This window comes from Bacillus cereus group sp. BfR-BA-01492 (assembly GCF_022662815.1).
Taxonomy (GTDB): Bacteria; Bacillota; Bacilli; order Bacillales; family Bacillaceae_G; genus Bacillus_A; species Bacillus_A cereus_BD.
Genome location: NZ_JAKUEH010000008.1, coordinates 1 through 25,929, shown reverse-complemented (window position 1 = coordinate 25,929; position 25,929 = coordinate 1). Strand labels below are relative to the sequence as shown.

Sequence of the window (25,929 nt, the reverse complement as noted above, 5' to 3'; positions counted from 1 at the left end):
CGTTCTATATTTTCTACATGTGAGACAGATCAATGCTCACTATCGTTTTATCATCGGGACGTACTCGATCTTGTTTCTCTAATTCTTCTAGTATAGATATATATGCTTGTATACCATTCGCTCTTATATATTGCACCGTTTGCTCAAGCGACCAATTCGGATGAAATATCCCATCTGAACAAATAAAGATTTCCTTTATTTGTTCTACCAATATCTCCCCTTTTTGAATCCATTGCATCGCTTCTGGCATTCCATTGGCTACAGAATAACCATTTGGCATATTTGCTAAATAACGATTATATTTTAGCTGTTCTCGAATATTTTGGAACACATGCTCATCCGGTACTGGTAAGCCTTTCTTTCGATCGTCTTCGCGCTTTCTTTTTGCACGTACACTAATTCCTTTTACTGTATCCTTCGTTAATACTTTCACTGTTTCATCATGAAATGTAATCGCAATCATACAATCGCCAAGCTGTGCATATTGAACACTTGTTTCTCCTATTCGTACCACAGCAATACATGTACACCAAAGATGATCTTTTTTTAATGTATCGATCTTATATCGCTTCATTTCTTTTTGTAACGCCTTATTCGCTTCTAATATTTCCTTTTCTAGAGATGTGATTTCTTTTTGTGCTTTAAAATGATTGGCAAATAAATTTGATGCTAAATATGCCCCATTATGCCCGTTCTCATCTTGAAATGCAATAAGCGGCGTTGCCCCATCACATACACCATACATCTTTACATCCTCATTACAAAAAAAGGTATCTTCACATTCTATTTTCAAAGGGCTTATCTTTTGCCATGTTTTGATTCTCACAACTTCCCCTTCCTTTACCATTAAATAATTTATTTTTTCAAATTAATCTAATTTACCAAAATAAACTGTTTTCCCCTAAAACTTCCTCTTTCGTATATAATTTTGAAATAATATGATTTTTTAGTGAAGGACGGGAAAAAGATGGTCAGATTTCTTGGAGTTATTATCGGTTCTATTATTATTGCAATTGCCTTTAATCTTTTCCTTATCCCCCACAAAATTTTAAGTAGTGGAATTGGTGGAATTGCTATTATCTTAGGAATTGTAACACCTGTAAATACAGGTATTATTAATTTTGTCTTAAACGTACCCATTCTCATTTTAGGATACATAGGCCTTGGAAAAAAAGTTATTTTTAATACAATTGTTTCTGTAATTGTATTATCTGTTTCTTTATATTATGTTCCAGTGCAAATTGTCGCAAAAGATCCTCTTCTCTCTTCCATATTTGGAGGCGTCATTGCTGGAGCAGGTGTCGGTCTAGTTTTTAATTGTCAAGGCTCAACTGGCGGCTTCGATATTATCGGAATGTTATTATCTCGTAAAAAAGATATTAATCTTGGTGGGTTTCTCATTCTCTTAAATGGAATCGTTATCATCATTGCGGGATTTTTCTTTGACTGGGATGTAGCATTAACAAGTTTACTTTCTATCTATGTAACGGGTAAAGTAATTGATGCAATCTATACGAAACATCGTAAAGTTACACTTATGATTGTAACAAATCAAGCTGAAGAAATGAAGCAAAAACTTCTTTCCACTGTTGTACGTGGCATTACACTTCTTGATGGTGAAGGTGCCTATTCTAGTGAGAAAAAACGTGTATTGATGACAGTCGTTTCAAAAGAAGAACTCGCTAGTATGAAACTAGCTATCTCCGAAATCGATCCTAAAGCATTTGTGAATATTACGGAAACAGTAGAAGTGCTAGGGTTGTTTAGAAAAGCTTAAAAAGCTAGGTGCAGCACCTAGCTTTTTATTCTATTCTCCATGCATTCAATTCTATTACCAAATGGATCAAAAATATAAAAGCGAATTACATCTGGACGAGCATCATCATCAATGACTTGAATTTCTTGCTCTATTAACCTTTCTTTCAATTCATCGATTCGTTGAATGAAAAAAGCTGGATGTGCTTTTTTTGCCGGCAAAAACGCTTCTTCAACTCCAATATGAATTTCTTGATTCCCGCACCGAAACCAACACCCGCCATGATTCCCTTCCCCCTTTACATGTTTATTGTACGGCACTGCGTTAAGAAATAAACTTATTTCATTGTTATACGACTCGATAGCATTTACTTATCGATATTTTCATGCAATTCTGAGCAAAAATATAAAACACACTTCTGTAACTTTGTTTTATGTAGAAATACATATTATTTTTCATATATGATATATTATAAGTTATTGAATCTGTCTTACATGATTGTTGTACGGAGGAAAAGTTATGATTCGTAAAAAGTTCTTATCTATTTATAAAAAGCGTCAATCCATGAAACCGCGACGTTTTCGCAATACTATAAAACAACATTCCTTGACAGAAATGTACGCATCCCTTTTTCAGCATAATCCCGATGGTATTATTTCTTTAAATTTGCAAGGAACTATATTACATATTAACCCATCTGCAGAAAAAATATTAGGATATGCCTCACATGAATTAGAGCAAACAGTGATTACTGCTATTGTTGAAAAACATATTTCCGATCACGTATTGCGATATATTAAAAACACGACGTCTGATAATCAAACAGAATATAGAATTTCTATTTATCATAAGAACGGTTCTAAAATAGATGTTATCACAAAATTAGTCCCAATTTTTATTCACAGGCAACTGACTGGCGTATATGCAATTATCAAACCACTTGAAAAATCTGAGAGAATTGCACAAATATTAAAAGAGAGCGAAAAACGTCTGCGAACGTTAATGAATGCAATGCCTGCTTTTGTTATTTTTAAAGATCATGAAGGGCGCTGGATGGAAGCAAATGATTATGCACTTTCTTGCTTTGACTTCCACGATGTTCCTTATCATGGAAAAAAAGATAGTGAACTGATTCAATATAATGAGGCATATCGAGAAGCTTTTCTACATTGTGAAGAAATCGATGAAATCGCTTGGCAAAAGGGAGAAATTATTCACGGAGAGGAATTTATTATACATAAAGGTACTTCTAATCTAATTCTAAGCCTTTCTAAAGTTCCTCTTTTCCATTCCGATGGTTCTAGAAAAGGACTCATTGTTATGGGAAGAGATGTAACGGAGTTAAAGGAGACTGAAAAGCTATTAAGAAAGTCTGAAAAACTAGCAGTAGTCGGACAACTGACAGCTGGAATTGCTCATGAAATTAGAAATCCACTTACATCATTGAAAGGATTTTTAACTTTATTAAAACCGGAAATCTCCGAACAAAACAAATGGTATATAGATGTAATGTTAAGTGAAATTTCACAAATGGAATCTATTACAAGTCAATTTATGGCTATGTCTAAACCACAAGTATTATCAATTGATTCCCATCAAATCCAAACATTAATTGAAGAAGTTGTTACATTTATTTTACCTACCGCAATTATGCATCGTGTCCATATTATTATGGATCATACTGCGGCCGTACCTGAAATTCAATGTGACGGTAACCAATTAAAACAAGTTTTTATTAATATTTTAAAAAACGCCATTGAAGCAATGCTAGATGGAGGAAATATTTTCATTCAAACTGAAGCATGGAGTAGTGAATTTATTTGTATTCGAATAATCGATGAAGGATGCGGCATTCCAGAAAATCGTATTTCTCGTCTCGGGGAACCTTTTTATAGTTTAAAAGAAAAAGGGACTGGCCTTGGATTGATGATATGTTACAAAATAATCGAAGAACACCAAGGGAAATTACAAATTTTAAGTGAAGTCAATAATGGAACGACTGTTGAAATATATTTACCTACTTCGACATCTACAAAATAATATTGCCATCAAAAAAGGTAAATGGAAAAACCATTTACCTTTTTCTCTGAATCTATTTCTTTCAAACTACTACAATCTCTACTCTGTCGCTTGTTCCAAAACTGTTTCCATCTCATGAAACTCTCGATGTACAGATTTTGAAGGTTCTTTTGTTAAAATACTAACAATAACAACAGCTAATAAACTAAAAGTAAAACCTGGTACCATTTCATACAGCATTTCTTTTAAAAACGGAATCTGTACCCATGTAATGACTGTAACGGCACCAACAATCATACCCGCAAGCACACCCCATTTTGTCGTTCGTTTCCAATACAGACTAAGTAAAATAGCTGGTCCAAACGCTGAACCAAATCCTGCCCATGCATAACCAACAAGAGTTAAAATCGTATCACTTGGATGATACGCTAAAGCAACGGCGATCATTGCGACGACTAAAACAGCAAGCCTTCCGATACATACAAGTTCTTTGTCTGATGCGTTACGACGGAAAAATGTTTTATAGAAATCTTCCGTTACCGCACTAGAGATAACAAGTAATTGTGAGGAAATACTACTCATAATAGAAGCTAAAATAGCTGATAGCAAGAAGCCTGTAATATACGGGTGGAATAAAATATTCGAGAATGCTACAAAGACCATCTCTGGATCTGCTAATGTGCTATCACTTTGAGAGTAGTAAGCAATACCAACGAGTCCTGTGAGCATCGCACCGAGTATAGAAATACTCATCCAACCGATACCAATTCTTCGCGAAGTTTTTAAATCTTGAATAGAGGTAATTGCCATAAAGCGGACAATAATATGAGGTTGACCAAAATATCCAAGTCCCCAAGCTAAAAATGAAATAATCCCTAGTATCGTAGTTCCTTTAAATAGATCCAGACGAGCTGGGTCAACAGCCCTGATTCCATTGAACGTTTCTGCTACCCCACCCATATCTGTGAAAGCAACAATTGGAACTAAAACAAGAGCTATAAACATAATGCATCCTTGGACAAAGTCCGTCCAACTAACTGCTAAAAACCCACCAAATAGTGTATATGCAACAACAACACCAACTGTTACAAATAAACCAATTTTATAATCTAAATTAAAAGAACTTTCAAATAGTCGGCCACCTGAAACTAAACCAGCTGACGCATAAAATGTAAAAAAGACTAAAATAACAATAGCGGAGACAAAACGAAGTATTTTTGTACGATCTTGAAATCGATTTTCTAAAAAGTCTGGTATAGTAATAGAATCATTTGCTACTTCCGTATACGTACGCAAGCGCGGTGCTAATAATAAATAGTTCGCATATGCACCAAGCAAGAGACCAATAGCGATCCACATACTGGACAACCCTGTTGCATACATTGCACCAGGCAATCCCATTAGCATCCAACCACTCATATCAGAGGCACCAGCCGATAAGGCCGTAACTGCTGGACCAAGTCCACGCCCCCCCAACATGTAATCTGATAAATCGGACGTCTTTTTATAAGACCAATATCCGATATACAACATACCTGCCATATAAATAGCAAGCGAAATAATAATTTCAACCTTCACCAAATCTCTCCTTTTTCGTTTCCATAAGCCACTTAACATTTCGAAAAATGACTTTTTCTATTTTGTTTTCGCTTATGGTTTCCTACCTTAACAAAGATTTTTCATTCCTTCAAGTGAAAATGACGTTTTCCGATGTTACAAAAAACGCGATAAACGCTTTTATCCCAGTGGATTACCCGGCTTTTCAAAAAAATAAAGTAAAAATATTCAGAAAAACAAACAAGCCTTTTCAGAACATGTTTCAAGTGAAATTTCTATTAACAAATCGTTAAGCGAAACCAATCAAATTTTTACAGACAACTATTATCTTCTTCGTTTCTCTCCGAATCTTGAAATAAGAAGCTTTTTCATAAGAAAAAGAGAACACGTAAAGCATTCTCTTTTTATCCTTATTCGTACTCATGTAGCAAACTACTTTTTCATATCATCTTCCGCTCCACTTTTCCAAATTGGAAACTTATACGCTAACTTGCTTACTCATCGTTTCCCTTGCTAGTAAAAAGTTCATAATGACTTGAGCAGCTATCCGGCTCGTCATATCACGAAAATCTAACGTTGGATCAATCTCTACAATATCCATACCTTGGACAAGTGGTTCTTGACCAAGGTATGTGATCGCATCAAGCAATGTCATACTATCCATTCCGCCCGGTCCAATTGCTGGACAACCTGGTGCAAATGCTTGATCTAATACATCCATATCGACAGAAACATAAATAGCTGTAACCCCTTGTCTACGCAAAATTTCGACACTCTCTGTAATTATATCTTTTATAGATCGCTCACGTACATGTTTCATTGTGTATATCGTTATATCATTCTCTTTTGCATACTCATGGTACGTACGAGCATTGGAAAAATTACGTATCCCAATTTGTACGAGTTGCTTTCCTACAATCACATCATGCTCTAGCAAACTACGAAATGGTGTTCCATTCGATGGTCCCCCATCTTCTAAATTACGTAAATCATGATGCGCATCAAATTGAATAATGCCAACTTTCCCTTTACTACTTGCAAAACCACTTATACTCGGAAAGCTAATAGAATGATCACCGCCAAGAACGATTGGTACCATTTGCGGATTTACTTTTGTCAAATACTGAAGCGTCTTCGCAATACGAGCATGACTTTCTTTTATATTTGTTACATGCATCGTAATATCACCGCAGTCATATAAGACACTTTCTTTCATGTCATATTCTTCAGTAATCGCGTATGTGCTATATGCATCTAACATCGTACGAATCGTTTTTGGTGCAAAGCATGCCCCAGAATGGCTAATAGACGGCTTAGAAAGAGGCGCACCGATTAACGCCGCGCCAAATATTTCTTCCCCATCCCATCCTTTTATCATATCACTCCATTTTGTTACTTCACGATCGATAAACTTTGCATTTTTCTTTAAATAGTGGCTTTGCTCCACGCTTTGTCACCTCTTGTATATGCAAGATTTCCATTCTTCCATACTGTATTTACATGACTCACTCCGTAATGATATGGTACATACGCATAATGATGTGCGTCCCATAAAACTACGTCTGCCTTACGCCCAACGCGAATTTTACCTGCGACATCACCGCGATTAATCGCATACGCTGAATTGACTGTTACAGCATTCCAAACTTCTTCTGGTGTCATTTTCAGTTTCAGCATCGCAATGCTCATAACTAGCTGAATGTTTTCAGTTGGACAGCTACCTGGATTAAAATCTGTCGCTAATGCAACAGCTACACCTTCGTCAATCATTTTACGCCCGCGTGCAAAGCTTTCTTTATTTAAATAGAAAGTCGTTCCTGGAAGGAGCGTAGCAACTGTATTTGAATTTGCAAGCATTTCAATTCCTTTATCGGATGCACCTACTAAATGATCAGCTGAAGCAGCCCCAATCTCTGCCGCCGCTTCAGCCCCCCCAAGCGGATCAATTTCATCTGCATGGATTTTCACATCAAACCCAAGTTCTTTCGCTTTTAATAAAAATTCTTTCGACTCTTCAACAGAGAATACACCTGTTTCACAGAAAATATCAACGAATTCAGCCAACTCTTTTTCTTTTATTGCTGGTAATAAATCTAGCATCCATTGTAAAAACTCTTTTGACTTGCCTTTATATTCTTTCGGAACTGCATGTGCTCCCAAAAATGTCGAAACTAAATCAATTGGATGCTCTTTTTGAAGCTGCGCTGCTACTTCTAATTGCTTCCACTCTGTTTCATCATCCAAACCGTAGCCACTCTTCGCTTCCGCCGTTGTCACGCCAAATGATAACATGCGGTCTAAATGAAATTTCGCCTTCTTTACAAGTTCTTCTTTTGATGCTTTCTTCGTTGCATTTACAGTTGAAAGAATACCGCCGCCTTGCTCTAAAATGTCTAAATACGGTACTCCTTGCAATTTAAGAGCAATTTCATTTTCACGAGATCCACCAAATACAAGGTGTGTATGAGGATCAACTAAGCCTGGAGAAACAATTTTCCCTTCGCAATCAATGATTTCTCGTGCTTGTAACCCTTTTGCTTCTTCCGCTGTGCCAACGAACGTAATCACACCGTCCTTTATCCCAACTGCACCATTTTCGATAACAGGAAGCGTCTTCATTGCTTCCTGTCTTAATACGCCATCTTCTTGATCCATTGTTAATAATTGACCGATATTCGTTAGTAAAATGTCCAGCATGTTGTTTTCCTCCTTATTTCATCATTGGAATGTTAACGCCTTTTTCCTTCGCTGTTTGCACTGCTAAGTCATATCCTGCATCCACGTGGCGAACAACACCCATTCCAGGATCGGAAGTTAAGACGCGTTCAATTCGTTTTGCTGCTGCTTCTGTTCCGTCTGCAACAATAACCATTCCAGCGTGAAGCGAGTATCCCATACCAACTCCACCGCCGTGATGAACAGATACCCAGCTTGCACCGTTCACACTATTGATTAATGCATTCAAAATTGGCCAGTCTGCCACTGCATCACTACCATCTTTCATTCCTTCTGTTTCACGGTTTGGCGATGCTACAGATCCACAGTCTAGATGGTCACGACCAATCACGATTGGTGCTGATAATTCCCCGCTTGCAACCATTTCATTGATGATGCGTCCGAACTTTGCACGTTCCCCATAACCAAGCCAGCAAATACGAGATGGTAATCCTTGAAATTCAACTTGCTGACGTGCCATACGAATCCAATTACATAAATGCTCGTTATGAGCAAACTCGCGTAAAATCACTTCATCTGTTTTATAAATATCTTCTGGATCACCAGAAAGTGCGACCCAGCGGAATGGGCCTTTTCCTTCACAGAATAATGGGCGGATAAACGCTGGAACGAATCCTGGGAAGTCAAATGCATGTTCTAATCCTTCATCGAATGCAACTTGACGAATATTATTGCCATAATCAAACGCAATGGCACCTTTTTCTTGCATCGCAAGCATTGCTTCTACATGTTTTTTCATGCTTTCTTTTGATAATTGTACGTAACGCTCTGGATCTTCTGCACGAAGTTTGGCAGCTTCTTCTAACGAATATCCAGCTGGAACATATCCATTTAACGGGTCATGTGCAGATGTTTGATCCGTTACTAAATCTGGCGTAATACCGCGACTTACTAACTCAGGCAAAATTTCCGCAGCATTTCCTAATAGTCCGATTGAAATAGGTTCTTTCTTTTCTTTATATTCTGTCGCAACAGCTAATGCTTCTTCTAACGATTCTGTATACATATCGCAATATCTTTTTTCAATGCGGCGATCGATGCTACGTTTATCTACATCAATTGCAATGACCACACCGCCATTCATCGTAACAGCAAGAGGTTGCGCTCCCCCCATACCGCCTAAACCAGCAGTAAGCGTTAATGTCCCTTGTAATGAACCACCAAAATGTTGACGCGCTGCTTCCCCAAATGTTTCATATGTTCCTTGTAAAATGCCTTGTGTACCGATATAAATCCAGCTACCTGCTGTCATTTGCCCGTACATCATAAGCCCTTTTTGTTCTAACTCACGAAAGTGCTCCCAATTCGCCCACTTCGGCACTAAATTGGAGTTAGCTAACAGAACACGTGGTGCATCTTCATGTGATTTAAAAATGGCAACAGGCTTTCCTGATTGAACAAGTAACGTTTCATCACTTTCTAATGTTGTTAACGAATCAACAATCGCATGATAGCTCTCCCAGTTGCGAGCAGCACGACCAATGCCGCCATAAACAACTAACTCTTCTGGCTTTTCCGCTACTTCTGGGTCTAAGTTATTCATCAGCATACGAAGTGCAGCTTCTTGAATCCAGCCTTTTGTTTGCAACTCTGTTCCTCTTGGCGCGCGAATTGTTTGTTTTACGTTTTCCATATTCAATCTCTCCCTTTTCCTTTTTATAATGTTGCATTTACATTTAATCGTTCCAATGTGAACTGACTTGTTTTCAACCAATGTGCAATATTTTCAATGTCTGTTGAAAATATGCGATCATTTGTAATAGAAGGTACTTGCTGTCGTCCTTGATGATAAAATGCTTTTGTTGCTGTACTCATTTCTTCAATACCACGGTATTCCGCCGCTTGCATTGCACAGATCATTTCAATCGCAAGTACACGTCTTACATTTTGAATAATTTGATGCGCATGACGTGAAGCGATTGTTCCCATACTTACGTGATCTTCTTGGTTTGCTGATGACGGAATAGAGTCAACACTTGCTGGGTGCGCCAATGTTTTATTTTCTGATACAAGTGAAGCAGCTGCATATTGCATAATCATTGCACCAGACTGAAGGCCTGGCTTAGGACTTAAAAATGGCGGTAAATCATTTAACTGCGGGTTCACAAGACGCTCAATGCGGCGCTCTGAAATATTCGCAATTTCAGCCATCCCTACCTTTAAAAAATCCATTGCAAAGGCAATTGGTTGCCCATGGAAATTCCCGCCAGAAATTACTTTTTCCCCTCCATCAAAAATAAGGGGATTATCGGTTGCTGCGTTCATTTCAATCTCTAATTTTTCTTTTACATAATGCAATACTTGCCAAGAAGCGCCATGAACTTGAGGGATGCAGCGTAATGAATAGGCATCTTGTACGCGCAGTTCTCCCTGTTTTGTTACAAGCTTGCTATCTTGAAGAATGTTACGAATACGCTGTGCTACTTCTATCTGTTCTTTATACCCTCGCGCTTTATGAACATTTTCATCAAACGCATCAATAATGCCGCGCAAGCCTTCAATTGTCATAGATGCAATTAGTTCTGACTGATAAGCAAGTGTTTCCGCTTCGATATAAGAAAGAATTCCTTGGGCTGTCATTGCTTGTGTACCATTAATTAATGCAAGACCTTCTTTCGCCTCTAATTCAATTGGTTCCAGACCTTCTTCAGTAAGAGCTACCATTGCATGAACGCGCTTTCCTTTATAAAACACTTCCCCTTCTCCTAATAAAACAAGGGCAAGATGCGATAATGGCGCTAAATCACCACTTGCACCTAGTGAACCTTGCTGCGGGATAACGGGATGAATGTTTCGATTCACAAGCTCTAATAACATGTTCACAACAAGTGGACGAACACCGGATACTCCTTTTAACATCGTATTAGCACGTAAAATTAACATACCTCGCGATACTTCTTCTGGAAATGGATCACCCACACCACAAGCATGCGATTGAATTAAATTATGCTGAAGTTCTTTCACATCATCTTTTTGAATAAGCACATCGCTAAACTTACCAAATCCAGTTGTAATACCATACACAACTTTTCCATCTTCTACAATTTTTTCAACAGCTTCACGGCACTCCGCTACTTTCTGCATGCTACCAGGGCAAGCTGTTACCCCTTCCCCCTCAAATAGCAATCGCTTCATTTCTTCAACTGTCAATGAATGTCCTGTTAACGTAATCATTCTTATTTCCCTCCTAAAAAAGCAAAAGGGGGCCTTACCTTTTCAAGACAGACTTCTGTCCTAAAAAGCAAGGCCCCCTTTTCACTAATAAACTATGGGCAAATCATATGTGATTAATTCCTAAACCAATCGCCTCATGCTCAGATCCTTTTACAGGCGCACCTATCGTTCCGTAAAGCGCAACAGCCACCCATTCGCCTTCTTTTTTTCCGTCGTATGGTGTACCGCGCACGATTGCAAACCGAAGACCTACCGTACGAAGAACGTCTGCTAACTGAATTTGACCTCTCGTTACCCCGTACAACGCTTCCATAATTGCATGATAAAGTGCATGAGTTTCCCTATAAACATCCGTTTCAATCACTTGGTTGCTTTTAGCCGCTGTTTCCATTGCTGCAACAACTTTTTGCGAGTTCATAGATCCAACTTTTCCAGTACAATATTTCCATCCTTTTGGAATCGATAATACTGATCTTTCACTCTCATCCGCAAGTGCAAGCAACATCGCCATACGACCAATTCGATGTGTTCCTTGAAGAAGCATGTGACTCTCTCATTTCTTAATAATTATTTGAATATTTCTTAATTTAAGAATATACAAAAATAGTTTTATCGTCAATAGTTTATACAATATTTTAAACAAATTTTCTAGAAAATCCGTCATCATGCATAGAAAACCCTTGCATATGCTACAGTCTCTTTAACTAATAATCATAAATGATCAACAAAATACTTCGAGCCTTGTTTCCTATTTCTATCTAGCTTATAATAAAGACAGAGACGATTATGGACGCCTTTTATGTAAGCTTGGAAAGCCAAGCTTACATTATTTTTTGCTTTCCCTTTCATTCGAAAAGGGGTATACTAGTTTAGAACATATGTTCTTAATGATTACATATAGTAAGGAGATAGAACAAATGGTATATGATACAAAAGTAATTTCTTGGAACGAATCTTTAAAACAATTACAACGCCGCTACACAAATCAACCGGTAGATCGCAAACAGTTTGAGGATGTTGAACTTATGGAGTTTTTCCGTGATAACGACTACATTTCCCTTCCTACACATATTAGCGGCTTATCCACAGAACGTTTTACTTCTTACTCTATTTTCACAACTGAGGATAAAGATCGTAAAGTAGGCACACTTATCATTGAATATTTAGAAGACGATCATCATATATTACGCATTGAACAACTATACTTTGTTTAATTCAGAACGCTTGGTCAAAATTGACCAAGCGTTCTTGCTTTCTAATAAACTCACTGCTTATAATACTAGTAAAAGCTATCATAAAGGAGGTATATACTTGCTGGAAGGATGGTTTAGTTGGTTTATTGTTGCTTGGACTGTCATTTTATTAGGGCTCATGTCTATCGGTGGATATTTTATGTTCCGAAAATTCTTAAAAAGACTTCCGAAAGAAGATGGTATGTCTATTTTAGATTGGGAAGCATATTACATTGAACAAACGAGACATTTATGGGACGAAGAACAAAAACAACTATTAGAAGAACTTGTCAGCCCAGTTCCTGAACTGTTCCGAGATGTTGCACGTTCTAAAATTGCTGGAAAAATTGGTGAGTTAGCATTAGAAGCAAAGACATCAAAAATAACGGAAGATTTAATTATTAAAGGGTATATTATTGCAACACCAAAGAGAGATCATAAATTTTTAATTAAAAAATTACAAGAAAAAGAAATTGATTATTCTTCTTATCAATCTCTTTTAGCAAAATAAAAAACCTCAAGTTCCCCTGAGGTTTTTTACGTTAATTTCATATCTTTTTCATTATAAAATCCATCTTCTTTTTCCATTTCCTTTTGTAACTTCGTAAAGGAGCGATACATTGCAATTCTCCATGATACAATCATTGCGAAAGCAAGTAAGAAGAACATTCCACTCAGTTGTCCTAAATCAAGCGATTGACTTAAATATGTTTTAAAAACAATCCGTACAACAAGCAGACCGATTAAAATAAATACGAATGCTTTTGAACGTTTTAAGTAAATGTCTTGTCCTCGTACTTCAAACTTGGAAGTTTTAATTAGAAAAATGGAGAAAAACAACCCAACACCAATTGCTTCTAACATTTCCGCTGGTGTTAGCCGAAATTCCGGAAAAATGTACATGAGTGCCCCCGTACTCATAAAAAACGGTGGAAGAATAATTTTTTTTAATGTTGCCGGTTTCTTCGCTGCTTTTAGACGAATAAACATCGCGCCAACGGCCATACATACCGCAACAATACTTGATAAAACAACTATGTTCATACGTTCTCATCCTTTTTTTTGGCAATGTAAAAAATATAGTTTCATTATATGCTTTTCTATTAGTATTTCCAACAATTTCACGGAATCATACTAAAAGCCTGTGAAACCGCCAAATAAACTTGAGAAATACACAATGATTTTTGTCATCCAATTAAAGTATAAAACAACCCCCATGACAATCATAATGTAACCGCCGACCTTTACAAATGTTCCACTATGGCGCTTTATCCAAGACATTTTTGTAATAAAGAATGACAGGATAAAAAATGGAATAGCAAACCCGAGTATGTATGCAATCATATATAACATTGCAGACTCTGGATTTGTCGTAGCAAGCCCAATAACCGCTACTAAAATAGGGCCTGTACACGGAGTCCACCCAGCAGCAAACGCTAATCCAATTAAAATAGAGCCGATATAGCCGCTTGGCCGACTTTTAAATGTAAATTTACGGTCTTGCATTAAAAACTTTGGTTGAAATACTCCTACAATGATTAGACCAAACACAATAATAAAAAGTGCTCCTAGTTGTCGAATTAAATCTTTATAGTCCTTGAAAAATGATCCAAGAAAACTTGTACTAAAACCAATTGCAATAAATACAATCGAAAATCCAAGTAAGAAAAATGCTGTATGAAGCATACTTCTTTTACGAAGCATCGCATTTTCTTCTTTTAGCTCAGAAACAGACATTCCTGTTATGTAAGATAAAAACGCTGGGTACAGCGGTAAGCAACAAGGGGAAATAAATGATAAAAATCCCGCACCAAACGCTAAGAAAATATTAATATCTTGCATCGTTTCACTCCTCTCTTCTTCAATATTGTAGCAAAAACAAACAAAAATACTATGGATAATTGATGAATTCACACTTTCCAGCATGTTAATATGAAAAACGTGATTATTCTTACGCACAATCACTTTTCTATAAAACGTTTTCATTTTCCTTCTATTATTATGATGCTAGTTACCCATAACATAACAAAGCTTTCTACGTTTCACAAACTATTCGCATTCATACACTCATTTCTTACAAAAAATTTTTTTCAAATGCTAGTTTTATGCATCTCTCTACTTATTTTACAATACTTTTATTATTATAAATTTCAAGATTTTGCATAAATATCATACTTTTATTATTATTCTATAAAATGTCGAACTTTTCTTTCATTTGACCCTTCATTTTTAATTTTGTATACTTCCATCTAGTTATATATGTCCGTTTAGGAACAATTTCATATAGATGGGAGGAGTTGTTTATGCTTCGTTATTCACTTTTCGTTTTATTAGGAGCATGTAGCTATGGAGTTTTAGCAATCTTTGTTAAATTCGCCTACGCGGAAGGCTTTTCACTTGGGGAAGTAATCGGTAGTCAATATTTGTTCGGCTGGCTTATTTTACTTAGCATTACACTTTTATTTGCGAGACATCGCGTCCCGTTAAAACAAATGTTCATTTTATTTATCGCTGGCACTTCAGCTAGCTTTACAGGGATTTTTTATTACGCTTCATTACAGACCGTACCGGCATCCATCGCCATTATCCTTTTATTCCAATTCGTTTGGGTCGGCATTATTATTGAGGCAATCGCAACAAAAACATTGCCATCAAGAGAAAAAGTTATTTCGGTTATCTTTTTACTAGCTGGTACATTCTTATCGAGCGGATTAGTCGAAAAATCAGTAGGCGATTTTGACATGACAGGAATTCTATTAGGATTATTATCTGCAGTTGCATTTGCAACGTACATCTTTGTAAGTGGGAAAGTGGCTGTTGAAGTACCATCATTACCACGCGGTGTTCTATTAATGGCCGGTGCATTAACTTTAGTCATGATTGTATTCCCACCAACATTCCTTTTTAACGGTGCGATTTCACAAGGTCTTTGGAAATATGGATTAGGCCTAGGAACGTTTAGTATTGTCATTCCGTCTATTGCCTTTACAATTGGCATTCCTAAAATTGGATCTGGGTTAGCTACAATTCTTGGAGCAGCTGAGCTTCCCGTTACAACCATTATGTCCGTGTTCGTTTTAAAAGAGGCGGTGCTTGCTTCTCAATGGTGTGGTGTAGCATTTATTTTAATTGGCATCGCAATCCCACAAATCGCATACACAATGCGCGGAAAATCTCGCAAACATCATACACATAAAAAAGTTGCTGCATAATTTAGTAAAAAGGGGTTTCTCAAAATGAGAAATCCCTTTTTACTGTTCTAATCTTTTCTCGAATTATATATATATTTATGCTACATTTTGTAGTATATCTTTTGTTTATACGGAACAAAATGCAAAAGTTACATATTGTGAGAAAGAGGGCAAACGAAATGAACGCTATTACAAATCAATTAACAGAGAAATTAATCTCGATTCGTCGTCACTTACATCAATATCCAGAACTATCTTATGAGGAGTTTGAAACAACAAAATTCATTAAAAATTTATTACAGGAAGCGAATATCACAATAAAGGATACAAATTTAAAAACTGGAGTCATCGCAGAAGTTTCCGGTAATAGAGGCGGCCCAACCATTGCGCTTCGTGCCGATATCGATGCGCTCCCGATTCAAGAAGAAACCGCCTTACCTTATGCATCAAAAATTCCTAATAAAATGCATGCGTGCGGACACGATTTTCACACCGCAGCGATCCTTGGTGCTGCCTACTTATTAAAAGAAAAAGAATCTTCATTACGCGGAACCGTTCGCTTTATATTCCAAGCAGCCGAAGAAAGTGGAAACGGCGCATGTAAAGTAATCGAAGCGGGTCATTTACAAAACGTACAAGCTATTTTTGGCATGCACAACAAGCCCGACTTACCAGTTGGTACAATTGGTATTAAAGAAGGTCCACTTATGGCGGGAGTAGATCGATTTCAAATTACAATTAAAGGCGTCGGAACACATGCCGCTGTACCTGATGCAGGAGTAGATCCTATCGTAGCTTCCTCTCAAATCGTCATGGCACTGCAAACAATTGTAAGCCGAAATATTAGTTCTTTTCATAATGCTGTTGTAAGTGTAACAAACATTCACTCAGGAAATACGTGGAACGTTATCCCTGAAAAAGCAACGTTAGAAGGTACTGTTCGCACGTTTCAAGCTGATACGCGTCAAAAAATCCCACAGCGCATGGAACGTATCGTGAAAGGCATTGCTGATGCACTTGGAGTTGAAGTGGAACTACATTGGTATCCTGGCCCCCCTGCCGTTCAAAATGATGGATACCTTACCGAACTATCTACTCATGTAGCTCAAACAATGGGGCTGCAAATTATTTCACCAAAGCCTTCTATGGCAGGAGAAGATTTCTCATTTTATCAACAAGAAATTCCTGGTTCATTCGTCTTTATGGGGACAAATGGAACACACGAATGGCACCACCCTTCCTTTACTTTAGATGAAAAAGCATTACCGATTAGCGCACAGTATTTTGCTTTACTAGCTGAAGAAGCACTAGACAAACTTATAATGAAAAGGCGTTAAGTATGCACTTAACGCCTTTAGACTGATTTACTAGAAATTCAAAGCTGTCTCATTGTCAGAAATTCGACTTACGAAACAGCTCCATTTCCTTTTATAAAGTGAAACTTTAATCAGCAGTTTTTTGCGGGCAATTCATTTTCAACTTCAATTCGCTTTTTATCTCTTGCAATTTTTAAAAACTCTAATAGTTCAGGGCTACTATTCGTTTTTCTGTAAGCAACTGACATCTCAGCTACAAAATTAGAATCATATAGATCTTTATATACAACTTCTGTTTTGTATAGCTTATTAGCCGAAACGGGAATCACAGTGATTCCAATTCCTGCCGCTACTAATCCCATTACTGTTTGGTATTCTGCTGCCTCTTGAACAATGCGCGGACTAAAACCAACTCCGCGGCATAATGACAAGATAGTGTCATAGAGTGCAGGCCATACTGGTCTTGTGATAAAGACAAATGACTCATCTCTCAAATCTTCAATGTGAATTTCTTCTTTCTCCGCAAGTGGATGTGCTTTTGGTAAACATAGTGTACAAGATAGTTTTTGAATCGGTTCAAGTTCTAATAATTGCGTTGAAATCGGCGGACGTAAAAAACCGACATCAATTCGATTTTCATGAAGTGCATGCACTTGCTCCGGTGTAGATAATTCATGAAGCGCAACCGATACCCTTGGAAATTTCTTTCGATATTCTCTTACAATTGAAGGTAAAATATCGTATATAGCGGCTCCCACAAATCCAATTGAAAGAGATCCCACTTCCCCTCTTTGTGCGCTTTGCGCCACTTCTACCGCCTTTTCAATTTGATCAAAAGCTTTCTTTACTTCTTTTAAAAACATCTCTCCCGCTTCTGTAAGCTCAACTTTCCGCTTCGTTCTTGCAAATAACATAACTCCCATTTCTTGCTCCAACTGCTGGATTTGTTGACTAAGTGGTGGCTGTGTCATTTGTAAACGAGCCGCTGCTCGTCCAAAGTGTAGCTCTTCTGCCACAACAATAAAATATTGCAAATGCCGTAATTCCATCTTGGACACCCTTTTCAATTAATATGTATAATAAATTAATAACATATAATTTATATATTAGACAAACTTTTTGAAAGAACGTATAGTAGAAATTGCTAATTCTTATTTATAATTGTTATGCAAAAAAAAATGAAAGAGGTGTTACTGTATGAAATGGTGGAAATTAAGCGGACAAATTTTATTATTATTTTGTTTCGCTTGGACAGGTGAATGGATTACAAAGCAGGTACACCTCCCAATCCCAGGAAGTATTATCGGCATTTTTCTATTATTAATTTCATTAAAATTTAACCTAGTGAAAAAAGAGTGGATTCAAGATGGCGCAGACTTTTTATTAAAAGAACTCATTTTATTTTTTATTCCTTCTGCTGTCGCTGTGATCCGCTACAAAGATACATTATCACAATATGGTATCGATCTCATTTTTATTATTATGATTAGTACTCTTTGTGTAACACTTGTTACAGGAATTTTGACAGAATTGCTATTGAAGCGGAAAGGATCTGTACAATGATTGGCTTTTTTTGTTTACTATTAACACTATTCACATATTGGATTTCTAAAAAAATGTATCAACGTTGGAATTGGAGTTTACTTTCTCCTTTACTTGTTTGTCCAATCATTTTAATTGCTTTATTACTAGGATTCGATACATCTTATGAAACATATAATTCTGGAAGTCATTGGTTAACTGAACTATTAAAACCAGCAACTGTAGCTTTTGCATGGCCAATTTATAAATATTTTGATTTATTAAAGAAACATGCAAGTGCTATTTTAATTAATGTAGTTGTAGGTTCCTTTTTATCAGTTATTACTTCTGCATTGTTAGCAAATGCTTTTAAGATCGATGCATCACTAGAACATAGTTTAGCGCCACACATTGTAACAACACCGATTGCGATGGCCATTTCAGAAATGATTGGCGGCATGTCCCAATTAACAGCTGTATTCGTAGTATTGACGGCATTGACAGGGGCTCTGTTAGGCCCTTCTCTTATTAGATTATGCCGCATTAAAACAGCAATTGCCAAAGGAATTATGTTAGGAACGAGCGCAAATGGTACAGGAACATCGAAAGCATTTGAAATCGGTCCTGTTGAAGGTACCATTGCAAGTTTATCTATGCTCTTAACCGCTGGAGCTAGTTTAGTCATTGTACCGCTTTTCTTAGCTTGGATACATTAAAAAATGATAAAAAAGCTGGAAATTGTGTTGCAATTTCTAGCTTTTTCTGCTTTTCCACTACACTTGTGACATTTGATTCCTAGCAAGTAATCTATCAATACATATCGGTAACATATCCAATAATGTTTCAAACGCATAATCTACATCTAAACGCTCAGTCCACTGGTGCGCATCTTTTCCTACCGGTCCAACATTTAATACAGGAACATTAAACTCTGCTAATTCTTGTAGTGGAATCGAATATCCTTTATTCCATAAAGGCATATTTTCTACAAGTGACGTCATTGCTTCAACTGGATATTGTAATCCTACATAACTTAAATCAGAAATTCCGCCAAAATAATTTTGAGTTTTAAATGTAACTCCATGTTGATTATGTCCATAACTTTCTAGTTCTGCTACTACGCTTTGAATGAATGGATTATTACGAGAACTTACAGCCGGATAGTAAGGTGGCGCAAAGAAGAGTATGATCATTGGCCCTTTTTCTTTACATAAAATGGCTAATCTATCCACGAGTTCAATCGTAATTGCACGGTCATCTTTTCCCCCGCGATTTTCCAAAACAATCGCTTGTATTTTATCAATTGCTTCTTTTCCATGTTGTTCAATGGCATAAGCAACCAATTCCTCATAAGTGAGTACATTCACTTTTAGACTTGGCGGGATAAACGGATTATATTTAGAAAAATGATATGCCTGTTTCGCATACGCTTCCTCAATTTTCTCCGCTACTCCTATCGCCTTTTTATATAGCAACGAAGCAACATCTGGCATCGTTTTTTCTAATAAAAATAAATTAAACAATGTCACTGCACGATGAGGAATTTGTACCGAATAATCTTCTTTTAAATCCCTTTGCAATAAATTTGTCGGAGGTGGACTTGCTTCGCCTTCTACAATATCACAAAGTTCCGTATTTAATTCCAATTCCGCAGTTAATAATGAAGCCATATAATTCGCATTTAATCCCGCGAATGGTTCTCCTACATGCGTTTCCTTTCCATAACAAAGAAAACCAGGTAATACTTTTCCAATAGATCCTGTATAAATATATTTATTTTGATCTCCTGGATAACATGTAAACATTGGTTCAGAATTGAGGACTGCTTTATACTGAAGATCGTGTTCTTTTGCAAGCTCTAATAATTTTGGAACAGCGGTTCTCATTCCTACAGAGTTCACCTCTTCATCTGGGACAGTTAATAAAAGAATATTCCCATCAAAACTCCCTTCACAAGCTTGTTCAACCATTGCCATATGCAAAGTTAAACCGCATTTCATATCCATTATCCCTCTACCAAATAGCCAATCACCTTGTTCTATATCTTGCTGAACAGGATGTGGCACTTCATCTTTATGTGAATAAAACATAGATGTGAGTTTTTGAGGTTGAAATGCATATTCTTTCCACACACCATAGTCCTCTACATCTACAACATCAAAGTGACTCACTAAAACAATTGTATTTTTCAAATGTTTCTCTTTCTTTACTAAAGCTGTAATAAAATAGCGTCCATCCCCCGTTGGATGTTTTTCTAAATGACTAGGATTCTCCTTGAAGTACGATAAACTAGATAATTGTTCAACAACAAAGTCTGGTAATACCGTTTCAGCTTTTGATCCAGTAATACTAGGAATTTCAACAAGATTACTCAATAATTGTACTAACTCTTCTTTTGTCTGCCATTTTGCCATATATATCCCCCTGTTTTCCGTATTATGAAAATCAATTCCAATATATGAATAAAAAACGACAGAATATTCTTCTATTCCTTTCCTGTTCCGCCGATTTTTATTGATATTTCATTTGCAGCATTTATAACCTGATCAACAAGAAAAGCCAATCGCTCCTCATTAATCCGTTCACTAATTAATCCAATACTGATTGCTCCTACCACTTTATGATTAAAACCTATAATGGGTGCAGCAATTGATGCTGTTCCTTCTGTCTTCTCACCATAACTTACCGCATATCCTTCTCTTCTTATCACAGTAAGCTGATCAAATAGCCGTTGTTTTTGCTCTGGTATAGAAGACAATAGCTGATCGACAATATGTTCTACCTCATTTGTTTTCATATTCGCAAGTATCGTTTTATTAGCAGCACCGATGGAAAGTGGAATTTGTTCTCCTAAATTATCGATAACACGAATCTTTAAAGGACTGTCTATTCTTTCAATAATAATAGAATGTGTCCCATTTGGAATATTTAAGTATACGCTTTCTTCCACTTCATATGCTAATCGTTTCATTACTTCTCTTGCGACAGATCGATAGTCTACTTTTTCTAATTGCCGTAGACCTACTTCCATCCACATCGGTCCGATTGTATAATGCTTCGTTTCCGGAATCTGTGTAACTAATCCGTGTTCCATTAAAGAATTTAATATTCTATGCACTGTACTAACTGGCAGATGTGTTCTATCAGCTATATCAGAAATAGCCCAATGTTCCTTATCATTTTCTGAATACAATAGTTTTATAATACTGATTGCTCGATCAATAGATTGCACAGGCATGCTCCTCAACTTCACTCATAATATCTAAATAACCTTAATTATCTATCAATTTAACAAAATCTTCCCAAGAAATCAAATAAATTATTCAATTTTCAAAAAATAAAAAGATTGACTTTTTATTGTAATTATCTGAAAATTAAAACTATATTCCGTATGATGAAATATATTCCACTATACAGAAAATTGTATTTGAATCTATTACATGGGGAAGTGAGGAAAAACATGACAGAACTCAATAAACAAAATCATGAATTAAAACGCACGATGAAAAGCCGACATCTATTTATGATTGCACTTGGAGGTGTAATTGGAACCGGATTATTTAATGGATCTGGCTTTATTATTAGTCAAGCTGGACCTGGGGGGTCTGTGCTTGCTTTTATTGCAGGCGGATTGTTAATGTACTTTGTTATGCTATGTCTCGGTGAACTTGCTGTAGCAATGCCCGTTTCTGGATCTTTTCAAGAATATGCAACAAAATTTATAAACCCAGCCACCGGCTTTACAATTGGTTGGCTGTATTGGTTAAGCTGGGCAAATACGACTGGACTCGAATTTACAACTGCAGGTATTACAATGCAACGCTGGCTTCCAGGTATTCCTGTATGGGTATGGTGCCTCATATTTGGTGTCACAATCTTTACGATAAATGCCCTATCTGCTCGTAGTTATGCTGAAACTGAATTTTGGTTTTCAAGTATTAAAGTATCCGCTATTGTAGCTTTTATTATTCTTGGAGGCGCAGCTATGTTGGGCATTATTGAGTTGAAAGGAAATGAACCTGCCCCGCTGCTTTCTAACTTTATCGAGCATGGCGGACTATTTCCAAATGGTATTGGTGCCATTTTATTAACAATGGTTACTGTAAATTATTCTTTTCAAGGTACAGAACTTGTTGGGATTGCAGCTGGTGAAAGTGAAAATCCTGCAAAAACATTACCGCGTTCTATTAGAAATATTATATGGCGGACAATGTTTTTCTTTGTTTTAGCAATTTTCGTTCTAGTCGCTTTAATCCCTTGGCAAGAAGCTGGATTAACGAAAAGTCCTTTTGTTGCTGTGTTTGATCGTATAGGTATTCCATATGCAGCTGATATAATGAATTTCGTTATCCTTACTGCGGTTCTTTCTGTTGCAAATTCAGGTCTGTATGCCGCAACTCGAATGCTTTGGTCCCTATCAAAAAATGATATGGCCCCGGCATTTTTACAAAAATTATCATCGAGAGGTATCCCACTATATGCCCTCATCATGACAATATCTATTTCCGGATTATCTTTACTTACAAGTGTTGTAGCTGCTGAAACAGTGTACTTATGGTTAATTTCCATTTCTGGAGTCATAACTATTATTGTTTGGATGTCTATCTGTGCTTCCCAGCTTCTTTTCCGTAAACAATATGTAGCAAATGGCGGAAAATTAACAGATTTGAAATTTAAAACTCCACTGTATCCCGCTATACCGATTCTAGGGTTCGGACTGTATGGAATGATATTAGTTAGCTTACTCTTCATCCCGAATCAAAGATTAGGAATCTACTGTACAATCCCATTTATTATCTTTTGTTACACATACTATTACATGAAAATAAGAAAGAATAATAGCTTCGAAAGCGAAAACACTCAAAAAGTTTATAACGTAATAGAAAAATAATAGATCTCAGCCCATTATGAAACTGTAATGGGCTGGGAGTATTCTCCCCTTACGCTTCTCCATTTTAGGGAAATATCAGCCCAATTGGTGAAGACTCATAATCAAGCGAGGGATGGAGTCCCCACTGATTAAAATTTCTCTTTGTCCGATCTCAATATTCAGAGCAATATAAGAAAAATAGAGGGAAAATACAGTTTACATCGAAAGGTTATATCAACTTCCAAGACAACTCATTCCTAATCATTCATAAGAAAGGATGAAAATATGATTTCTAAATATGTTGTGGAATGTGTCTTTTGTGAACAAAATCGAACATCGAGAAGGACAACGGTTACGGTATCTGCTACTTCTCATACTCTCGCCATTGAGAAAGTAACAGATGAATGTAAACGCCGCTTTGGGAAATCCCTTCTATTACAAACGGAAATTACTGGGGAATATCGTGCATACCAAAAAGAAAGCTGACCTAAATGGGTCAGCTTTCTACTTCCGATCATATTTTCACATGAAGATTAGGGGCATCCTCTTTAAGGATCGGGATTTCACCATTATGTACGTTCCATAATGGTCATCGAACAATAAATTTCTATTCATTGAGAAATGAAATAGAATAGGGCAAAACTTGTTCGCATTTTTAGAAAAGGGATAGGGATATAATACTAGTAATACGTCGAATACTCGAACGTTACACTCATTATATTATAGTAAATCCCTTTATATTGGAAATATGAATTACTTACATAATTCATATGTAAAACATATTAATAGCTTGTTATATATGTTTCACAATTTCTTATCTCTTTTATGTAGAAGCAATAAGCACCGAATCCTATTCTACTAACAGCAGACATCCTGCTGCAATCGGTGTCATAATCATAGAAAGTTTCAAAACAATACGTGGGGCAAAGTTAGTAAACTTCGCTCCTAAATAAGCTCCTAACATCGTTCCTATTAAAACTTGTACCAATAATACATAATTTAAATATCCGGCTGAACTATAACCAATCCCTCCTCCAATCGCAATTGGAAGAATAATGAGCATTGTCGTTCCAACCGATTGCTGAATTGTTAAACCTAATAATACCATTAATCCTAGTTGAATAAATGGTGCTGATCCTATCCCAAAAGCACCCGCTAAACTTCCAGTTACTAAACCTAGTAACATACTTTTCACTAATATAGTGGTAGATAACCCTTTTTCATGATTCATTTTCGATTGATTGTGAAAATAGAGTAATCGAATACACATGCATATAGCTGATAAAAATAGCATACTAGCAGTAAACCAATGAAGAAGCTGCGCTGGAATTACTGTCCCAAACTGTGAACCAACATACGATCCAATCGCCCCAAATATTCCTACAATCCCTCCTATTTTTAAAGAAACATTCCCCTCTCTATAATGACTTACTACACCTGAAAGTGTTGTAAATGCCATTGCTGTTAGCGAAGTTGCAAGAGCTATATGAATGGGCACTTGGAATATAAGAGTTAAAACTCCAATTATAAACCCTGCTCCACCAGCTCCAACAAACCCTAATAAAATTCCCATTGCAAACATTGTAAGAATAATAGCCACTTTTTTTCCCTCCAGTAGCTCTATTATCTAATAAAATTCTTTTCCTGCAAACGAAAAAGCATCCTATACGGATGCTTTTACTCATAATATGTACAGCTAGTCTTGATTAATTAAGATAAGAGCTGGCCCAGATACGACAACCCCTGCTACCTCGATTTTTTCAAATTCCCTTACTGTAATAGATATAATCCCATCTCTTTCCATCAATTCTTTACTCAGGACTTCAGTCGGTATTTTCCCCACCGTCTTACCTCCTTTTCATTCTTGCTCTAAGATCCATTGTGATTTTCATGAAAAGTAGAACAAATCATCTAAATATATTAGATTCACTCCACTTTTATTCCTTATTCCATACAAAATATGCAATTCCTGTTTCAGATATATTGAAAAAGAAAAAGTACCCACAAACGTGAGTACTTTTTGCTTATTATCCTTCTATTACATGTAACATTCTATTTATAAATGCTGCTGATTCGCCGCGATTTGTACTAAACAAAAAGGAGTATATGATGTTGACACGTTCCTAGAAAAATAAAAATCTATTGTAGTACCATTGAAGAGCTAGGCAATATTTTTTGTAACGAAAAAGCATATACATAAATTTGTCCCGAAAGTTAAAAATATTATAGAGGCTTATTATATAACAAATAATATAGAAAAAAATCATCTTTTTAAATCGGCGCTTGAGAAAATGATTTATTTCCGGAAAAAGAATTGGATTAAACTGATTCATTTACAATCGAATGATACACAGAACACCTACCAACAGTACTAATTTTAGTTATAAAAACTCACTCTGATTTTTTAACCCACAACTTAACTTTCTCTAAGTCCTCTACCGAATACTTGGAGTTAGTATAGTCATATGGACACAACTTAGTTAAGTCCTTACAATGGATTTCAAGGAGGAAGTGTCCGTATGGCAAACAAGAAATTTAATGCAGAATTTAAAAAGAT

General features: G+C 36.5%; 25 protein-coding genes. 10 read left to right on the top strand and 15 right to left on the bottom strand.

All coding sequences use genetic code 11. From position 1 onward, the window contains the following. Nucleotides 1-13 precede the first annotated feature (13 nt). The gene (locus tag MR063_RS11690; protein ID WP_242197894.1) at nt 14-826 is read right to left on the bottom strand and encodes a protein phosphatase 2C domain-containing protein; all 813 of its coding nucleotides are present in this window, start codon (nt 824-826) and stop codon (nt 14-16) included. A gap of 141 nt (nt 827-967) precedes the next feature. Between MR063_RS11690 and MR063_RS11685 the strand changes: the two genes are divergently transcribed. Then, entirely contained in the window at nt 968-1,777 is an 810-nt protein-coding gene (locus tag MR063_RS11685) for a YitT family protein (RefSeq protein WP_242197892.1), read from the top strand. Nucleotides 1,778-1,794: 17 nt separating this feature from the next. On the opposite strand, the gene MR063_RS11680 is transcribed toward MR063_RS11685, so the two are convergent. Continuing rightward, a complete protein-coding gene (locus tag MR063_RS11680; RefSeq protein WP_396021835.1) occupies nt 1,795-2,118 on the bottom strand; it encodes a VOC family protein in 324 nt (107 codons plus the stop codon). A 157-nt stretch (nt 2,119-2,275) separates the two neighbouring features. Between MR063_RS11680 and MR063_RS11675 the strand changes: the two genes are divergently transcribed. Then, the gene (locus MR063_RS11675; RefSeq protein ID WP_242197890.1) at nt 2,276-3,796 is read left to right on the top strand and encodes a BA3702 family sensor histidine kinase; all 1,521 of its coding nucleotides are present in this window, start codon (nt 2,276-2,278) and stop codon (nt 3,794-3,796) included. Nucleotides 3,797-3,874: 78 nt separating this feature from the next. Here MR063_RS11675 and putP read toward each other — a convergent pair whose 3' ends face one another. The 6 genes from putP to hutP all read right to left on the bottom strand — a co-directional run bounded on the left by putP (nt 3,875) and on the right by hutP (nt 11,786). Then, a complete protein-coding gene (gene putP, locus MR063_RS11670) occupies nt 3,875-5,353 on the bottom strand; it encodes a sodium/proline symporter PutP (RefSeq protein WP_242197887.1) in 1,479 nt (492 codons plus the stop codon). 457 nt (nt 5,354-5,810) lie between these two features. Further along, on the bottom strand, nt 5,811-6,779 hold the full coding sequence (hutG, locus tag MR063_RS11665) for a formimidoylglutamase (RefSeq protein WP_242197884.1): 969 nt from the start codon (nt 6,777-6,779) through the stop codon (nt 5,811-5,813). After that, entirely contained in the window at nt 6,758-8,029 is a 1,272-nt protein-coding gene (gene hutI / locus MR063_RS11660) for an imidazolonepropionase (RefSeq protein WP_242197882.1), read from the bottom strand. Before hutI ends, hutG begins: the two co-directional genes overlap by 22 nt. Before the next feature lie 13 nt (nt 8,030-8,042). Beyond that, complete coding sequence (gene hutU / locus MR063_RS11655) at nt 8,043-9,701, bottom strand: urocanate hydratase (RefSeq protein WP_242197877.1); 1,659 nt, start codon at nt 9,699-9,701, stop codon at nt 8,043-8,045. A 23-nt stretch (nt 9,702-9,724) separates the two neighbouring features. Beyond that, nucleotides 9,725-11,242, bottom strand: coding sequence for a histidine ammonia-lyase (hutH, locus tag MR063_RS11650; protein ID WP_242197874.1), 1,518 nt, complete (start codon nt 11,240-11,242; stop codon nt 9,725-9,727). Between the two features lie 103 nt (nt 11,243-11,345). Further along, complete coding sequence (hutP, locus tag MR063_RS11645) at nt 11,346-11,786, bottom strand: hut operon transcriptional regulator HutP (protein ID WP_242197870.1); 441 nt, start codon at nt 11,784-11,786, stop codon at nt 11,346-11,348. A 373-nt stretch (nt 11,787-12,159) separates the two neighbouring features. On the opposite strand from hutP, the gene MR063_RS11640 reads away from it, so the two are divergent. Then, complete coding sequence (locus MR063_RS11640; protein WP_242198183.1) at nt 12,160-12,456, top strand: hypothetical protein; 297 nt, start codon at nt 12,160-12,162, stop codon at nt 12,454-12,456. Nucleotides 12,457-12,553: 97 nt separating this feature from the next. Then, a complete protein-coding gene (locus MR063_RS11635; protein WP_242143450.1) occupies nt 12,554-12,985 on the top strand; it encodes a DUF2621 domain-containing protein in 432 nt (143 codons plus the stop codon). Nucleotides 12,986-13,011: 26 nt separating this feature from the next. Here MR063_RS11635 and MR063_RS11630 read toward each other — a convergent pair whose 3' ends face one another. Continuing rightward, nucleotides 13,012-13,518: a CcdC family protein gene (locus MR063_RS11630; RefSeq protein ID WP_012094758.1), complete on the bottom strand. Its 507-nt coding sequence runs from the start codon at nt 13,516-13,518 to the stop codon at nt 13,012-13,014. A gap of 90 nt (nt 13,519-13,608) precedes the next feature. Continuing rightward, nucleotides 13,609-14,316: a cytochrome c biogenesis CcdA family protein gene (locus MR063_RS11625; protein WP_242197868.1), complete on the bottom strand. Its 708-nt coding sequence runs from the start codon at nt 14,314-14,316 to the stop codon at nt 13,609-13,611. Between the two features lie 461 nt (nt 14,317-14,777). Between MR063_RS11625 and MR063_RS11620 the strand changes: the two genes are divergently transcribed. Continuing rightward, nucleotides 14,778-15,686 carry an EamA family transporter gene (locus MR063_RS11620; protein ID WP_242197865.1) on the top strand — a complete coding sequence of 303 codons (909 nt, stop codon included), beginning with the start codon at nt 14,778-14,780 and terminating at the stop codon, nt 15,684-15,686. A gap of 158 nt (nt 15,687-15,844) precedes the next feature. Continuing rightward, entirely contained in the window at nt 15,845-17,002 is a 1,158-nt protein-coding gene (locus MR063_RS11615; RefSeq protein ID WP_242197862.1) for a M20 peptidase aminoacylase family protein, read from the top strand. Between the two features lie 110 nt (nt 17,003-17,112). Here MR063_RS11615 and alsR read toward each other — a convergent pair whose 3' ends face one another. After that, nucleotides 17,113-18,030 carry an acetoin biosynthesis transcriptional regulator AlsR gene (gene alsR / locus MR063_RS11610; protein ID WP_242197859.1) on the bottom strand — a complete coding sequence of 306 codons (918 nt, stop codon included), beginning with the start codon at nt 18,028-18,030 and terminating at the stop codon, nt 17,113-17,115. A 148-nt stretch (nt 18,031-18,178) separates the two neighbouring features. Here alsR and MR063_RS11605 point away from each other — a divergent pair, with 148 nt between their 5' ends. Then, nucleotides 18,179-18,544 carry a CidA/LrgA family holin-like protein gene (locus MR063_RS11605; RefSeq protein ID WP_242197857.1) on the top strand — a complete coding sequence of 122 codons (366 nt, stop codon included), beginning with the start codon at nt 18,179-18,181 and terminating at the stop codon, nt 18,542-18,544. After that, nucleotides 18,541-19,218, top strand: a complete 678-nt coding sequence (locus MR063_RS11600) for an LrgB family protein (RefSeq protein WP_012094764.1) — start codon at nt 18,541-18,543, stop codon at nt 19,216-19,218. Before MR063_RS11605 ends, MR063_RS11600 begins: the two co-directional genes overlap by 4 nt. A 57-nt stretch (nt 19,219-19,275) precedes the next feature. On the opposite strand, the gene MR063_RS11595 is transcribed toward MR063_RS11600, so the two are convergent. Together MR063_RS11595 and MR063_RS11590 are read right to left on the bottom strand one after the other, a co-directional pair. After that, entirely contained in the window at nt 19,276-20,916 is a 1,641-nt protein-coding gene (locus MR063_RS11595; protein ID WP_242197854.1) for a M20/M25/M40 family metallo-hydrolase, read from the bottom strand. Between the two features lie 71 nt (nt 20,917-20,987). After that, nucleotides 20,988-21,740: an IclR family transcriptional regulator gene (locus MR063_RS11590; RefSeq protein WP_242197851.1), complete on the bottom strand. Its 753-nt coding sequence runs from the start codon at nt 21,738-21,740 to the stop codon at nt 20,988-20,990. A 222-nt stretch (nt 21,741-21,962) separates the two neighbouring features. Here MR063_RS11590 and MR063_RS11585 point away from each other — a divergent pair, with 222 nt between their 5' ends. Together MR063_RS11585 and MR063_RS11580 are read left to right on the top strand one after the other, a co-directional pair. Further along, nucleotides 21,963-23,393 (top strand): amino acid permease, encoded by a 1,431-nt coding sequence (locus tag MR063_RS11585; protein ID WP_242197848.1) that lies wholly within the window; start codon nt 21,963-21,965, stop codon nt 23,391-23,393. A 264-nt stretch (nt 23,394-23,657) separates the two neighbouring features. Then, entirely contained in the window at nt 23,658-23,858 is a 201-nt protein-coding gene (locus MR063_RS11580) for a DUF3903 domain-containing protein (RefSeq protein ID WP_242197845.1), read from the top strand. Nucleotides 23,859-24,222: 364 nt separating this feature from the next. Here the strand turns inward: MR063_RS11580 and MR063_RS11575 are convergent, their stop codons facing one another. Both MR063_RS11575 and MR063_RS11570 read right to left on the bottom strand, forming a co-directional pair. Continuing rightward, entirely contained in the window at nt 24,223-24,972 is a 750-nt protein-coding gene (locus MR063_RS11575; RefSeq protein ID WP_242197843.1) for a sulfite exporter TauE/SafE family protein, read from the bottom strand. A gap of 96 nt (nt 24,973-25,068) precedes the next feature. After that, nucleotides 25,069-25,215, bottom strand: coding sequence for a BC1881 family protein (locus tag MR063_RS11570; protein ID WP_242197841.1), 147 nt, complete (start codon nt 25,213-25,215; stop codon nt 25,069-25,071). Nucleotides 25,216-25,929: the final 714 nt, after the last annotated feature.